General features: G+C 62.6%; 14 protein-coding genes. 2 read left to right on the forward strand and 12 right to left on the reverse strand.

Features of this window, described 5'->3' with window-relative positions:
• Window positions 1-183: 183 nt before the first annotated feature.
• The 10 genes from AB0O52_RS19450 to AB0O52_RS19495 all read right to left on the reverse strand — a co-directional run bounded on the left by AB0O52_RS19450 (window position 184) and on the right by AB0O52_RS19495 (window position 9,312).
• On the reverse strand, window positions 184-1,077 hold the full coding sequence (locus AB0O52_RS19450) for a carbohydrate ABC transporter permease (protein ID WP_364541080.1): 894 nt from the start codon (window positions 1,075-1,077) through the stop codon (window positions 184-186).
• The gene (locus AB0O52_RS19455) at window positions 1,077-2,102 is read right to left on the reverse strand and encodes a sugar ABC transporter permease (protein ID WP_364541083.1); all 1,026 of its coding nucleotides are present in this window, start codon (window positions 2,100-2,102) and stop codon (window positions 1,077-1,079) included. Before AB0O52_RS19455 ends, AB0O52_RS19450 begins: the two co-directional genes overlap by 1 nt.
• The gene (gene ngcE / locus AB0O52_RS19460; protein ID WP_364541085.1) at window positions 2,099-3,508 is read right to left on the reverse strand and encodes an N-acetylglucosamine/diacetylchitobiose ABC transporter substrate-binding protein; all 1,410 of its coding nucleotides are present in this window, start codon (window positions 3,506-3,508) and stop codon (window positions 2,099-2,101) included. The genes AB0O52_RS19455 and ngcE overlap by 4 nt, the downstream gene beginning before the upstream one ends.
• 212 nt (window positions 3,509-3,720) lie before the next feature.
• Window positions 3,721-4,350: a hypothetical protein gene (locus AB0O52_RS19465; protein ID WP_364541088.1), complete on the reverse strand. Its 630-nt coding sequence runs from the start codon at window positions 4,348-4,350 to the stop codon at window positions 3,721-3,723.
• Window positions 4,351-4,431: 81 nt separating this feature from the next.
• On the reverse strand, window positions 4,432-4,833 hold the full coding sequence (locus AB0O52_RS19470; RefSeq protein WP_364541091.1) for an MmcQ/YjbR family DNA-binding protein: 402 nt from the start codon (window positions 4,831-4,833) through the stop codon (window positions 4,432-4,434).
• Window positions 4,834-4,876: 43 nt separating this feature from the next.
• Entirely contained in the window at window positions 4,877-5,719 is an 843-nt protein-coding gene (locus AB0O52_RS19475) for a polysaccharide deacetylase family protein (RefSeq protein WP_364541094.1), read from the reverse strand.
• A gap of 70 nt (window positions 5,720-5,789) precedes the next feature.
• Window positions 5,790-6,215: a CoA-binding protein gene (locus AB0O52_RS19480; RefSeq protein WP_364541096.1), complete on the reverse strand. Its 426-nt coding sequence runs from the start codon at window positions 6,213-6,215 to the stop codon at window positions 5,790-5,792.
• 12 nt (window positions 6,216-6,227) lie between these two features.
• Window positions 6,228-7,031: a hypothetical protein gene (locus tag AB0O52_RS19485; RefSeq protein WP_364541098.1), complete on the reverse strand. Its 804-nt coding sequence runs from the start codon at window positions 7,029-7,031 to the stop codon at window positions 6,228-6,230.
• Window positions 7,028-7,582, reverse strand: a complete 555-nt coding sequence (locus AB0O52_RS19490) for a sigma-70 family RNA polymerase sigma factor (RefSeq protein WP_364541101.1) — start codon at window positions 7,580-7,582, stop codon at window positions 7,028-7,030. The genes AB0O52_RS19485 and AB0O52_RS19490 overlap by 4 nt, the downstream gene beginning before the upstream one ends.
• Window positions 7,583-8,022: 440 nt before the next feature.
• A complete protein-coding gene (locus AB0O52_RS19495) occupies window positions 8,023-9,312 on the reverse strand; it encodes an adenylosuccinate synthase (RefSeq protein ID WP_364541104.1) in 1,290 nt (429 codons plus the stop codon).
• Window positions 9,313-9,681: 369 nt separating this feature from the next.
• On the opposite strand from AB0O52_RS19495, the gene AB0O52_RS19500 reads away from it, so the two are divergent.
• Both AB0O52_RS19500 and AB0O52_RS19505 read left to right on the forward strand, forming a co-directional pair.
• Window positions 9,682-11,373 (forward strand): alkaline phosphatase family protein, encoded by a 1,692-nt coding sequence (locus AB0O52_RS19500; RefSeq protein ID WP_364541107.1) that lies wholly within the window; start codon window positions 9,682-9,684, stop codon window positions 11,371-11,373.
• Window positions 11,374-11,555: 182 nt separating this feature from the next.
• Window positions 11,556-12,188, forward strand: a complete 633-nt coding sequence (locus AB0O52_RS19505; RefSeq protein ID WP_364541110.1) for a uracil-DNA glycosylase — start codon at window positions 11,556-11,558, stop codon at window positions 12,186-12,188.
• A gap of 144 nt (window positions 12,189-12,332) precedes the next feature.
• Here AB0O52_RS19505 and AB0O52_RS19510 read toward each other — a convergent pair whose 3' ends face one another.
• Complete coding sequence (locus AB0O52_RS19510; protein ID WP_364541113.1) at window positions 12,333-12,752, reverse strand: DUF3151 domain-containing protein; 420 nt, start codon at window positions 12,750-12,752, stop codon at window positions 12,333-12,335.
• On the reverse strand, window positions 12,752-13,771 hold the full coding sequence (fbaA, locus tag AB0O52_RS19515) for a class II fructose-bisphosphate aldolase (protein WP_364541115.1): 1,020 nt from the start codon (window positions 13,769-13,771) through the stop codon (window positions 12,752-12,754). Before fbaA ends, AB0O52_RS19510 begins: the two co-directional genes overlap by 1 nt.
• Window positions 13,772-13,774 lie beyond the last annotated feature (3 nt).

Here is a 13,774-nt window from a genome sequence, read left to right on the forward strand (position 1 = left end):
GCGTCTTCGCGTCCCTGCATAAGCCCAGTCTTAACCACCCAGCTCACCAGTCCAGCCGACGCGCCCACCGCCCGATTAATTCAGCAGTCTCCTAGAGCCGGCGGGCCGGCCGGCAGAAGCGCCCGACGGCGGCCCCCACCTAGGGTGGGAACCCCCGTCGGGCGTTTATTTAGCTTAGTCGTGCTACTTGGACGTGCCTTGCGACACGGATCCTTGAAGCTGGCGCTGGAAGATGATGTAGACGATCAGCACCGGAACCACGGTGACGGTGACGGCTGCGAACAAGGCGCCGAAGTCCACGGCATAACCCATCTGGCCGGCGAAGGCGGCCAGTCCTTGGGACAGCACACGCGGCCCGGCCGCGTTGATGGCCACCGGAATCAGGAACTGGTTCCACAGGCCCAGGAAGTTGAAAATGGCAACGGAGGCGAGTCCCGGCTTGGCCATCGGCAACATGACCTGGAAGAACGTCCGCCACTCCCCGGCCCCGTCCAAAGCAGCAGCCTCGGTGATTTCGTGGGGAAGCGACTTGAAGAAGGAGAACAGGAAGAAGACGGTGAACGGCAGCGCGAAGCCGACGTACACCAGGATGAGGCCCGGCAGTGTGTTCAGGAGGCCGATCCTCTTCATGACGAAGAACAACGGCACCATGGCCAGGAAGATCGGGAACGTGAGCCCGGCCAGCATGAGGTAGTAAATCGCTTTGCTGCCGAAGAAGACATAGCGCGCCAGGACATAGGCGCACATGGCTCCGAGGACCATGACGATCACCAAGGCGGACCCTACGACGATCACAGAGTTCAGGAAGTAGCTCCCGATTCCGGCCTCGGTCCAGGCCCGGACGTAGTTATCGAAGCGCCACTGCGAGGGCAGGGCAAACGGCGAGGCGAAGATCTCGCTGGAAGTCTTGAAGGAGGACATGAAAGTCCACAACAAGGGCAGGATCACGATGAGCGACCAGATGGTCAGGGCCGTGTGCGAAACGGCGCCTACCACCTTGTCTCCCGTGGTCATGGCCGGTTTGCGCGAGTTGAAATGCAGCGCCTTCATTTCCTGGCTGGCAATTTTGGTAGACATTAGAGGGACACATCCTTGTCGCCGCCAGTGAGCCGGTTGACCAGGAACACGAGGCCGGAGAAAATCAGGGTGGCTACGGCGAGGACGACACCCATGGCGCTGGCCAGGCCGAACTGGCCCTTGGTGAAAGCGGTGAAGAAGAGCTGCTGGGACATCACCAGGGTGGAGTTGTCCGGGCCGCCGCCGGAGTTCAGTGCGGCCATGTAGACGAAGGCGTCCAGTGCCAGGATGCCCATATAGATGTAGGCCGTCTGGATGTTGTCCCGGATCAGCGGGATAGTGATGGACACGGCAGTGCGGAAGCGTCCGGCTCCGTCGATCCGCGCCGCCTCAAACAGCTCCGCGGGGATGCCCTTGATGCCCGCCACGAACAACACCATGTAGAAGCCGATGAAGCCCCACACGATCACGAACATCGTGGCGATCATGGCGGTGTTCTTGTCCCCAAGCCAGGCGTAGGACTTGAACTGGTCGAGCCCCAGGGAGGTCAAGATGCCGTTCAGCAGGCCTCCAGAAGGATCGTAGATCTGGCCCCACATGATGCCGATGGCAATCGCCGGAATCGTGTAGGGAAAGAAGGAGACAACCCGGTAGAAGCTGGAGTTGCGCAAGCCCTTGATCTGGCCCTTGCTGCTGCCGCCCACGGTCACCAAGGTTGCCAGCACGAGGCTGAGGATGATGGTAATGATGGGCAGGAAAATGACCAGCAGGATGTTGTTCCCCATGGCCTTCATGAAGATGTCATCCGTGAAGAGCTTCCGGTAGTTCTCAAGTCCAATGAAGTTCTGGTCGGGTGAGAAACCGCTCCAGTCGGTCAGGGAGTAGCCGAACGCCTGGATGAAAGGCCAAATCACAAACAGGAGATAGATCGCCAGGGGCAGGCCCAGGAAGACCACGAAAAAACTGACCTTGTCGAACGTCAGGGGCTTGCGCCGCCTCTTGTAGACGGGCGGTGCGGTATCCGGAACGACGACGGCGGACGCACCGTCGCCGACCCGGAGTGTTTTTGCTTTCACTGAAGTCACTTCACTTCAATCTTCGTCACCGAGCTGTCGTTGCGGACCTTGTCGGTAATCTTCTGCAGGTCCGATGTCAGGGTGGCGACGTCGGACTTTCCATCGAGGAAGGTGTTCCACACAACCAACTGGTCCTTGTTCATCCCGTAGAGGTCAACAAAATTCCACGTGAAGATGTTCGAGCCAGCATCGCTGAGCAGCTTGGTCTGGGAAACCAGGGCGGTGGACCCGAATCCATCGGCGGGAACGGTGTCCTTGACGATGGTGGGGGCCAGCTTGGTCTTGGCAAAGTTGGTGGCAGCATCCTTGGACAGCATGACACGCAGCAATTCCTTGCCGCCAGCAACGTTTTTGCCCTGGGACGGAACAACGAATGGCTCGCCGGAAGCGCTGTGCATAGCCTCCCAAGGAAGTTTGGATCCCGAGGTCACGGTAGGAACGGGGACGCCGGTCATCTTGAATCCGGCCTTGGTCTGGTCCTTCATCTCGTTCTCTATCCACGAGCCGGACGGGTAGAACACCGCCTCCTGGGCGTTGCTCCACTGCGCCTGCGCTGCGGTGAACTGCGTACCCGAGCCACCTGGCTTGAAGTGGCCCGCCTTGACGATCTTGTTCAGCGCGGTAAAGACGCTCTGGATGGCCGGGTGGGACCAAGCGTCCGGTTTCAGGTTTTCAAGGCCGAGGCGAACGTCGTTGCCGCCTTCCTTGATGGCGGAAGCGATCGCCATTTCCTGGTAGTACGTGGCGGCTTCCTTGCCCCAGACGAACAGGTATTTGCCTTTGGCCTTTGCCTGCTCGCCAAGGGCGTACATCTCATCCCAGGTCTTCGGCACGGTCCAACCGTTCTCCTTCAGGAATGAATCCGAGTACCACATGGCGTACACGGTCAGCACGTAGTTCAGGGCCGCCAGCTTGCCATTGAAAGTGCCCGGAGCGAGCACTCCGGCGTAGAGGGTGTCCTTGATGACCTTGCCCTCAAGGTTCTTGGCGTTGACCACGCTGGTAAGATCTTCAAGCTGGGCCAGGATGGTGCTGAAGCCGATTGCCTTGGCACCGGAGTTGTCGATCAGGTCCGGCGGGTTGCCGCCGACGAATCGCGGCTGGAGTTCCTGCGCAATGTCCGTGGACGGGGAAATCTTGGCAGTGGAACCTGAATGTGCGTTCTCGAAGGCCTTGCCCGCGAAGTCGACGTAGTCGATTCCGTAGCCGCCCTTGAAGATCACGGCGTCAACGGTGGACTTGTCTGCCATGCCGAACGGATTGGTATCTGAAACGGCGCCCGTAGGACCCGTGCTTCCTCCGCCGCCACCGGCTGCGCAGGAGGCCATTGAGCCGGCCAACGGCACAAGCACGGCCGCGGCAAGCGCGCCGCGAAGGAAACCGCGCCGTGCAAAGGACTGCTGCTGAACATTCATCCTAAAACCCTCCAGAGACTCGTAGTACCTCACGTTGACGGCGCCTCGGCCGGCAGTCGATCGGTCCGGGCACCGCCGCTGCGACGCGTGCCCCTCGTGTGACATACTTCACCACGAGTGATTGAAAAGCAATATTTGGGGGCAGTTTCAATCAACTTTTGTCAAAATGTGATTTGACGACCTTGCCCGTGCGGAGGGGTTGTTTGGGTGGTTTAGCCCTGTAAATTCAAGGATTTTGCGCACTGAGCGATGGCCTCGCGCGCCCATCGCTGCTGTTGCTCGGTTCCTACCCGCTCAGCCCATTGTTCAGCGAGCTGGAACTCGACCATCGCCTCGGTGCGCCGCCCGTCGTCGTACATCGCCCAACCGAGGTTGTTGTGCAGGGAAACCATCCACCGTTTGGTGCGGGGATCCTCGACGGCGGAGGCGTATTCAAGCGCGCTGCGCGTCCATGATTCCTGGTGGTCGGAGTCCGCGATGGCCAGCATATGAAGTGCGTCCACGGCGAGGAAATCTTCGCCCAGGAGGTCTCCCATCTCGGCGGCCTGTTCAAAGAGCGGAACGGCCATGGCCGGGTGGCCGGCGGAGTTGAGCAGGCGGCCCCGCTCCAGGAGGATCCGCACCGCAACGGTCGGTTCCTCTTCGGCGTCGATCCCGTCCAGGAGCGCATCCGCTTCCTCGAACCGGCCCTGCAGGCCGATGGCCCGGCCCAATTGGGTGGCGAGTTCGGCCCGTTCGAAGGCATCGTAGGCGGGATCAGTCATAGCTTCGCGGAAGCGGGCTTCCGACAACGCGGGGTCCTCAAAGTTCCACAGCTCATCGAGGGTCTTTTGTTCCAGCATCTGGCTCCTCCTGATTGCTTTGCGGCTGGGAAGGTGCGGTCCACTCACAATCTAGCCGAAGCAGTCGACAGGGTCGGCGTGTCAGTCCTTGGCGAGCCGGGCCCAGCCCAGTTGCTCCTTCTGCTTGCGGCTCAGCGAGGAAACCACCAGGTCATAGGAGTCCTCCACCATGTCCCGGACCATGGAGTCAGGGAGGGCGCCGTCCAGGCGAACACCGTTCCAGTGCGTCTTGTTCATGTGCCAGGCCCCGGTGATTTCCGGGTGGGCCGAGCGAAGTTGCACGGCCAATGTGGGATCGCATTTGAGGCTTACCGCCAGGTTGTGGTCGTCCATGGCAGAGGCGGCGAACATCTTGCCTTCCTGCTTGGATCCACCGGACACGGCGGACCGGACTTTGAAAACCGACGTTTCCGGACCGAACGGGAAGTCTTCGTAGGTCCCGGGGAAGCCGAGGCAGATTTGGCGGAGGGTGGCAGCGTCCATGTAGCGAGACTAGCGGAGTGCGAGGATCAGTGGACCGACCGCCTCACGCAACGTCCAGGAAGTCCTCGAGGAGCACCACTTCCAGGCCGGCAGCGACCTGCGCCGAACGGAAGGCTTCGAAGTCCGCCGCGAATTCAGCGCGGAAGTGCATCAGGACAATGTCGCCGGGCCGGAGGGAATTGCCATACTGGTAATCCATGCGCCCGGCATTCGCCTTGGCCTCCCACGTGATGATGGCCTTCAAACCGGCGGCTGCCACGGCCTGCCGCATGGCCGTCGAATAGGCACCTCCAGGAGGCCTGAACAGGGTCGGCTTGCGGCCGTACTGCTGGACGGCGAAATCCTGCATGCCCGCGATGTCCTCAAGCTGCCGCTGGTAGCCCCATTGGGTCGTCATGTTGACGTTGTGGCTGACCGTGTGGTTTTCAACCAGACTCCCCTGCGCCATGAAGGCCTTGAAGAATGCAGGGTTGTCGCGGACCGTGTTGCTCGTCAGGAACAGGGTGGCCGGATAGCCGTTCTCCTTGAGGAGCCGGACGCTTTCCGGTGACTTGACCAGCCCGTCGTCGATCGTGAGGAACACCACGGGATGTTTGGTGGGGATCCGGGTGATCACCGGAGCCAGCCCGCCTTGGATCGGCGGCAGCGTGAAGTCCGGCTCGAAGGGGTTCCGGAGCCGCCCGGGACCCGCGGGGCTTGGTGGGGTGCTCATCGCGGTGCTTGCTGACGACGACGGCGATGGGCCCGCAGTGCCGGGAGCCGCCGTCGGGCTCTCTGCGGACGGGTTTCCCGGGAGCGCGCATGCCCCGAGGCCGGCCACGAGGGAAGCCCCGAGTAAACCGAGCGCGGCGCGTCGGCTGGCGGTGGAGGGGTGTTCGTCACACATGGGGTTCCTTGGTGTCGAAAGGGTGATTGTCCCCCGGAACATACCAGCGGCCGGTTAACAGAAAGCGACGCTAGATGCCGCTCCGCCAGCCCACCTGTGCGGGACAAGCGTTCATCACCACGTCCAGGCCCGCAGCCTTGGCCCGCTCCGCTGCGTCCTCGTCAATGACTCCGAGCTGGAGCCACACGGCTTTCGCTCCCACGGCAATCGCTTCGTCCACTACCGCGCCGACGCGCGAGGAGTTCACGAAGCAATCGACGACGTCGATGGGCTGCTTCTCGAAGGGGACATCGGCAAGGAATTTGTAGCCGGTTTCGCCGTGGACGTCATCACCTTTCTGGTTGATCGGGATGATCTCCATGCCCATCGTGTCACGGATGTAGAGAGCTACCTCGAACGCCGAGCGCCACTCATTCGTGCTGAGTCCCACGATTGCCCAGCGACCCTTTGTTCGCATAAGCCGGTCAATGACTGCCGGATCGTTGACGTGTGTCATAACCCCAGCCTACTAGCGGGACAGCAGTCCAAAGAGCCAACGCAGCGATGTCCCGGCAGGCTTCAGGGACACGCCGTCTTTGGCGTATTCGGTTGGCTGAACGCCGTTCTGGAGGTCCTTCGCCGTCGGGTTGGATGGGATAGCAGTTTTGGGCTGCGGAATACCCCGCGAGTCGGTCTTTGGCTCGGTGTGCACTGCCTTCGGAACTTCGGGCATTCCGCTTGGTTGGCGTGCCGGGCTTGGTTGGCGTGCCGGGGCGGCCGGCGCTGAAGGCTCGTGCGCCGCACTACCGGTGCTGGCCGGAGCGGGCGCCACTGGGTCCGCCGAAGGACCTGCCATTGGAGGCGCGGCCGGCGGCAGATCGACGGGAGCCGGGTGCGTCATAACCTTCGGGGAGTCCTGGGCGGGGGCTGGAGGAACAAGCGAAGGCGGAGCAGTGGTCCAAGCGGGCGCCCAGCCGGAGAGCAGTGTCTGCATGAATTCCGGGGTTCCCTTGCTGAATCCGCCGCTCGCGGCCGCTACGCCACCAACGCCCAGGCCCATGGCGGTCAGGACGGCGGCACCAACGACGACGGGGCGATGCTTGCGCAACTGACGCCGCTTGCCCAGTTCGTCGTGGGGAAGGGTCTCACCCACGGCCGCGCCGGACAGCATCGCCGCGAGTGCGGGCCCTGGGACCGGCGCCGGCATGGACGAAAACGATTCCAGTGCTTTCAACGAATCCGTGAGTTCGGGGGCGTCCGTGAGGCCAGCTTCAAGCATGAGCTCGAGGATGATCGCCTCGCGGTCGATGTCCTTGCAATCCCAACGCATCATGGGGCCACGTATTCCTTTACTACCGAGTGCTCGCGGAGTGCATTCAACGCCCGGCGCTGCAGTTGCTTGACTGCGCCTTGGCTTTTCCCCATGACTTCGGCTGCCTGGTCCACAGTCAGACCGGCAACAATGCGAAGCGTCAGGACTTCCCGCTGATCTTCCCGAAGGAGATCCAGCAGCGCCATCACTTCGCCCGGCGCCACACGGCCCATCGCTTCGGCTTCCGCCGAACTCGATTGGCGCGTGTCACGCTCAGGTTCAAACTCGTGGTGCTCCGGCGCCCTGCTTTGCCGACGGTGGTCATCCACCATCCGGGCATGGGCCACCGAGAATACGAAGGTCCGCAGGCCGCTGACGCCACCCGTAATCGTCTCAACGCGCGGCAGGACGGCAAGAAAGACGTCCTGGGTGACAGCTTCCGGATCCGAGACGCCCTTTGCTGTCAGGTAGCCGAGCACCTGGCCCGCGAAGGCCTGGTACACGGCGCTGAACAGCTCAGCCTCCCGGCCGCGGAGGGCAAGCAATGCTGCATCGGTCAAGGCGTCGGTCACTGAAACGTGGCTTTCGTCGGGGAGCGAATGTCCGGATCCGCGCGAGATCCTCGGTGCTGCCCAAACGCCGCAGGGCCGGGCAACCTCACCTAGCCTAACCGCAGCTCCAGCTATGCCCAAGGACCAGCCTTCGGTTCCGGAGGCTTGCCTCTCCCGGACTTTCTGCACACCCACGAAACCCCTTCAGACATGAAAAGGGCCGAGCTGAAACATGATGGGGGACAAATTTCAGCTCGGCCTTTCAAAGAGGTAATCGTCGGGGCACTCCAAAGGGTTACGCGGATTCCAAAGTTTTTTCCGAAGGCGCTCGCGATGCTGATCGAGGCCTAGGGAATACTAAGAATCGAATCGATGATGCAGAAAATCGGGTGTACGGAACGCACGACGGCGGGCCGCCCCTGAAAGGGCCGCCCGCCGTCGTCGTTATTCGGCTTTGGTGACTAGTCCTCGATGAGGTCGTGCACCACGATCGTCTGATCCCGGTCCGGGCCGACGCCGATCGCGGAGAAGCGCGTGCCGGAGAGCTTCTCGAGGGCCAGCACATATCTGCGGGCGTTCTCGGGGAGGTCTTCCAACGTCTTGGCGGCGGTGATGTCCTCGGTCCAGCCATCGAAGTACTCGAAGATCGGCACGGCGTGGTGGAACTCGGTCTGGGTCATGGGCATTTCGTCATGGCGAACGCCGTCGACGTCGTAGGCCACACAGACCGGGATCTGCTCGATGCCGGTCAGAACGTCCAGCTTCGTGACGAAGTAGTCCGTGAAGCCGTTGACGCGGGATGCGTGGCGGGCCAGGACAGCGTCGTACCAACCGCAGCGACGCGGGCGGCCGGTGTTGACGCCAAACTCGCCGCCCGTCTTCTGCAGGTACATGCCCATCTCGTCGAAGAGCTCCGTGGGGAACGGACCTGCGCCGACGCGGGTGGTGTAGGCCTTGATGATGCCGATAGAACGCGAGATCCGCGTGGGTCCGATGCCCGAGCCGACGGACGCGCCCCCGGCGGTCGGGTTGGAAGATGTCACGAACGGGTAGGTGCCGTGGTCGACGTCCAGGAACGTGGCCTGGCCGCCTTCCATGAGGACCACCTTGCCCTCGTCCAATGCGTTGTTGAGGACCAAGGTGCTGTCAATGACCAGCGGCCGCAGGCGTTCGGCGTAGGACAGGAAGTACTCCACGATCTCGTCCACCACCACATTGCGGCGGTTGTAGACCTTGACCAGGAGCTCGTTCTTTTGGCGCAGCGAGCCTTCCACCTTCTGGCGGAGGATCGATTCGTCAAAGACATCCTGAACGCGGATACCCAGGCGGGCCACCTTGTCCATGTAGGCCGGTCCGATGCCCCGGCCTGTGGTGCCAATGGCGCGGCTGCCGAGGAAGCGCTCCGTGACCTTGTCCAACACCTGGTGGTACGGCGCTACGAGGTGGGCATTGGCCGAGACGCGCAAACGGGACGTGTCCGCGCCGCGGGCTTCCAGGCCGTCGATCTCCTGGAACAGCGCCTCAAGGTTCACCACGCAGCCGTTGCCGATGATCGGAATCGCGTTGGGGCTCAGAATGCCGGCAGGAAGGAGCTTGAGCTCATACTTCTCACCGCCCACCACAACGGTGTGCCCGGCGTTGTTGCCGCCGTTGGGCTTGACCACGTAGTCAACGCGGCCACCGAGCAGGTCGGTTGCTTTGCCTTTGCCTTCGTCGCCCCATTGGGCTCCGACGATCACGATAGCTGGCATGGGATCCTCCCCCATTCTTTCGGGCCGGTCCTGGCGGGATCACCAAGGCTCAGCGCCGTACATGAGAACGCCCCGAATCTTTTCGGTCCTGCCCGCAGACTTTCGCAAAAGTTCACCGGCGGGATCAGCAAGAGTTCCGGGGCTCTTACCAGCCAAGTTTAGCCGATGCGGCTCTTGGACCTGTTGCCACACGGCCGGAGGGCGAAATGAAAACGAGGAGGGAGCACTCGAAGTTCCCTGTTAGCAGAATGTGAACTCTTCCCAAACAGTCTGCATTGTGCCGCCAAATCGCCCGCCGGGCCCCGGACGACCGGCTACATTCTTTGTGAATCCCCACCCACACCTTTCCGTGAATTTGAAGGGAAATCCATGAATTTTCGCAACAAGCGTCTTTTGTCAACGGCAGGAGTGAGCGCACTCGCGGCGTCCACGATCGCTGCCGGCATGATCGGGTTCGGCATGACGCCGGCCTCGGCCAAGGGCCACGACGGCGGGACAAGCACGCCCATCAAGCACGTCGTCGTAATTTTCGGCGAGAACGTCTCCTTCGACCACTACTTCGCGACGTACCCGCAGGCCGCCAACACGGCCGGCGAAACCCAGCAAGGCAGCGGCGCAGCGGCTCCCGCGTTCACGGCAGCCAAGAACACCCCCAAGAACATCGCCACGCTCGCCAACGACAAGCTGTTGGCACCGAACAATCCCAACTCGGTCCAGCCCCAGCGGCTGACGCCCGGCCAGGCAATCACGTGCGACCAGGACCACGAATACACCGCGGAGCAGAAGGCCTACAACGGTGGCCTGATGAACAAGTTCGTCGAAAACACGAGCATGGACAAGTGTTCGGGTGGCCAGTTCGGGCGTCCCGGGCTCACCATGGACTATTACGACGGCAACACCGTCACCGGGATCTGGAACTACGCCCAGAACTTCGCCATGAGCGACTCACACTTCAGCACCGTTTTCGGTCCGTCCAGCCCCGGTGCGCTCAACCTCGTCTCCGGCCAGACCCACGGCGTCACCGAATTCACGGCAACCGGACAGCCGGTCAAGCCGGCAACCAGCGACTACACGGTCAAGTTCCCTGACGCCAACGGCGTCGGCACCATGACGGAAGACCCCGATCCGGTCTACGACGACTGCTCCAACAAGAGCCACACGACCAACTACAACCTCGCCGGCATGCAGGGGAAGAACATCGGCGACCTGCTCAACGACAAGGGCGTCAGCTGGGGCTGGTTCCAGGGCGGCTTCGCCCCGACGACGTCGGCCACGGACACCACTCCGGCAGCGTGCCTGACCACCCACACCAACATTGCCGGTGCCACGGTAACGGACTACAACCCGCACCACCAGCCGTTCCAGTACTACAAGTCAACGTCCAACCCGCACCACCTTGCTCCGGCCAGCGTGGACGAGATCGGACACAACGGTCAGGCCAACCACCAGTACGACACCACGGACTTCGCCAAGGTGGTCAACTCGGACAACATGCCTGCCGTCTCCTTCCTGAAGGCCGGAAACTACCAGGACGGCCACGCGGGCTACTCCGATCCCCTTGACGAGCAGAAGTTCATCACCCAGCAGGTGAACGCCATCCAGAACTCGAAGAACTGGGAAAACACTGCCATTGTCCTCGCCTACGATGACTCGGACGGCTGGTACGACCACGTCGCTGCCGGTGTGAAGAACTCCTCGAACACCACTGACGACGCCGCATGGTGCCTCAACGCCTACAACAAGGGTGTGCCGATGGCCGGAGGCTATGCCGACCGTTGCGGCCCCGGCCCCCGCCAGCCGCTCGTCGTGATCTCCCCCTTCGCCAAGAAGAACTTCGTGGACCACGCCCAGACGGACCAGTCATCCATCCTCCGCTTCATCGAGGACAACTGGCACACCGGCCAGATCGGTGACTCCTCGGCGGACGCCAAGGCCGGCTCCATCAACGCGATGTTCAACTTCGACAACGGGCGGGACGTGAAGCTCATCCTCAACGAATCGAACGGCACCGTGGTTTCCAAGACCAAGGAAAGCGACGACCAGACCGAGAACCAGCAGTAGCAGGCGCTTGTCGAAACGGCACCGTCCCGAATCCATCGGGACGGTGCCGTTTCCGTTAAAGGCTCACCGCCGTTCCGGTAGAGTTAACCAGCCCCCAACACTGCACCCAATCCGACCGGTCGCGGCAAACCGCTCCCGGCCGGATAAGTGCGCCTCGCTACACGTAGGAGACCCAAGCCCATATGCAAGACCTGGCGACTGAAACACCCGAAGTGCAGCTCTGGAACCGACGTTTCGAACCCCACATCGCCGAGGTCACGGGGCATTGCGATTCCCTCAAAGAACAGAAGCCTGGTAGCGAAGTCCTCTACGTAGACCCTGCCCACAGCGTTGACGAGTGCCGCATCATCAGCCTTTTCTCCAACACCCGCACCACTGAGGGCTCGGGCTTCATCGTCGCGGGCGACGCGGATGCCACCGCCCGCATGGTAGGCATGCAGTGGCAGTTGGGCCTGCGTCCGGAACTCATGATGCCGTGGAACGTTTACCCGTGGATCGAGCCCGACGGTGAGCCGGGCAAGCTGACTCCCGCCAACATCACCGAAGGCCTCAAGCCGCTTCTGCGCCTCCTCGCGATCGTGCCGCGCACCTCCGTGCTGGTAGCCCACGGCAATGAAGCCCATCGTTTGGCGGACCAGCTCATGAAATCCGCGCCACAGAGCATCCACCGCCGCGGCTTCAAGACGTTCAAGGTCCGCTCGCTGGGTGGACGCTCATTCGCCGGCTCCCCCACTCGCCAGCAGGAGTACCTGGACCTCATCCATGGCGCTTACGCCGAGGCCATGGCCCGGACCGGGCTCACCCCGGTCTCCTAGGACCCAGCAAGCCCAACTGACTCGCATTTGTTGTCTTTCTGACGCCTCATAACGACAACAACTGCGAGCCAGTTGGGTGGGAAAGCGCGACGGCGGCCGCCCACCTGAGTGGTCCGGCCGCCGTCGGCGCTTAACCCAGTTGTCCTAGCCTTCGATCGCTGCCTTCGCGGCGGGATCGGAGTCGTTCAGGAACTTCTCGATCCGCTCCGGCTCCTCAGCTTCGCCGATGGCGGCCGATGCCCGGCCGAGTGAGTACAGAGCGCGCAGGAATCCCCTGTTGGGCTCGTGCTCCCAGGGGATGGGCCCGACGCCGCGCCAACCGTTGCGGCGCAGCGAATCCAGTCCCCGGTGGTAACCCACGCGGGAATACGCGTAGGAGTCGATGGTCCGGCCCTCGGCCCAGGCTTCCTCGGCCAGGATCGCCCACAGCAACGAAGACGTGGGGTATTTGGCCACGAGGTCCAGGGCTTCCTGCCCCAAGGCAAGGTGCTGGTACACCTCGGTCTCGGCGGGCAGGAGCGTCGGCTCCGGGCCCATCAGGTTCTTGCGGAATTCGTCGGACATTAGAAGGTCTTGCCTACCGAGCCGAGCTGCTTTGCGGCTTCCACGACGCGGGCAGCCATGCCGGCCTCTGCGGAGGCTCCCCAGACGCGGGGGTCGTAGGCCTTCTTGTTGCCCATTTCGCCGTCGACCTTCAGGACGCCGTCGTAGTTCGAGAACATGTGTCCGGCAACCGGGCGGGTGAACGCGTACTGGGTGTCGGTGTCGATGTTCATCTTGATGACGCCGTAGGAAACGGCATCCGCGATTTCCTGCTCGGTGGAGCCGGAGCCGCCGTGGAAGACAAGGTCGAACGGGTTGGTCTTGCCGATCTTGGCGCCGACCTCGGCCTGGATCTGCTTGAGCAGTTCGGGGCGCAGCTTGACGTTGCCCGGCTTGTACACGCCGTGGACGTTGCCGAAGGTCAGGGCGGTCAGGTAGCGGCCGTTCTCGCCGGCGCCGAGGGCCTCGATGGTGGCGAGGGCGTCTTCGGTGGTGGTGTAGAGCTTCTCGTTGATCTCGTTCTCGACGCCGTCTTCCTCGCCGCCGACCGTGCCGATTTCAACTTCGAGGATGATCTTGGCTGCGGCTGCGCGTTCCAGGAGTTCGCGGCCGATGCGCAGGTTGTCTTCCAACGTCTCGTGCGAGCCGTCCCACATGTGCGAGTTGAAGATCGGGTCCTTGCCGGCCTTCACGGCTTCCTCGGAAGCAGCCAGCAGCGGCAGGACGAAATCAGCCAGCTTGTCCTGCGGGCAGTGGTCCGTGTGCAGGGCGATGTTCACGTTGTAGTTCTTCGCGACCTCGCGGGCGAACGCCGCGAAGCCCAGGGAGCCGGCAACCATGTCCTTGACGGATGCGCCGGACCAGTAAGCCGCACCACCGGTGGAGACCTGGATGATGCCGTCCGACTCGGCCTCGGCAAAGCCGCGGATGGCGGCGTTCAGGGTCTGCGACGAGGTGACGTTCACTGCCGGGAACGCGTATCCACCGGCCTTCGCGCGGTCGATCATCTCGGAGTAAATCTCTGGGGTTGCGATGGGCATGCT

Origin of the sequence: Arthrobacter sp. NPDC080073, from assembly GCF_040686575.1 — a bacterium.
Classification (GTDB): Bacteria; Actinomycetota; Actinomycetes; order Actinomycetales; family Micrococcaceae; genus Arthrobacter.

Coding starts and splice junctions, on each gene's coding strand:
- AB0O52_RS19450 (WP_364541080.1), bottom strand. CDS start 1,077: ATGTCTACCAAAATTGCCAGCCAGGAAATGAAGGCGCTGCATTTCAAC.
- ngcE (WP_364541085.1), bottom strand. CDS start 3,508: ATGAATGTTCAGCAGCAGTCCTTTGCACGGCGCGGTTTCCTTCGCGGC.
- AB0O52_RS19465 (WP_364541088.1), bottom strand. CDS start 4,350: ATGCTGGAACAAAAGACCCTCGATGAGCTGTGGAACTTTGAGGACCCC.
- AB0O52_RS19470 (WP_364541091.1), bottom strand. CDS start 4,833: ATGGACGCTGCCACCCTCCGCCAAATCTGCCTCGGCTTCCCCGGGACC.
- AB0O52_RS19475 (WP_364541094.1), bottom strand. CDS start 5,719: ATGTGTGACGAACACCCCTCCACCGCCAGCCGACGCGCCGCGCTCGGT.
- AB0O52_RS19480 (WP_364541096.1), bottom strand. CDS start 6,215: ATGACACACGTCAACGATCCGGCAGTCATTGACCGGCTTATGCGAACA.
- AB0O52_RS19485 (WP_364541098.1), bottom strand. CDS start 7,031: ATGATGCGTTGGGATTGCAAGGACATCGACCGCGAGGCGATCATCCTC.
- AB0O52_RS19495 (WP_364541104.1), bottom strand. CDS start 9,312: ATGCCAGCTATCGTGATCGTCGGAGCCCAATGGGGCGACGAAGGCAAA.
- AB0O52_RS19500 (WP_364541107.1), top strand. CDS start 9,682: ATGAATTTTCGCAACAAGCGTCTTTTGTCAACGGCAGGAGTGAGCGCA.
- AB0O52_RS19505 (WP_364541110.1), top strand. CDS start 11,556: ATGCAAGACCTGGCGACTGAAACACCCGAAGTGCAGCTCTGGAACCGA.
- AB0O52_RS19510 (WP_364541113.1), bottom strand. CDS start 12,752: ATGTCCGACGAATTCCGCAAGAACCTGATGGGCCCGGAGCCGACGCTC.
- fbaA (WP_364541115.1), bottom strand. CDS start 13,771: ATGCCCATCGCAACCCCAGAGATTTACTCCGAGATGATCGACCGCGCG.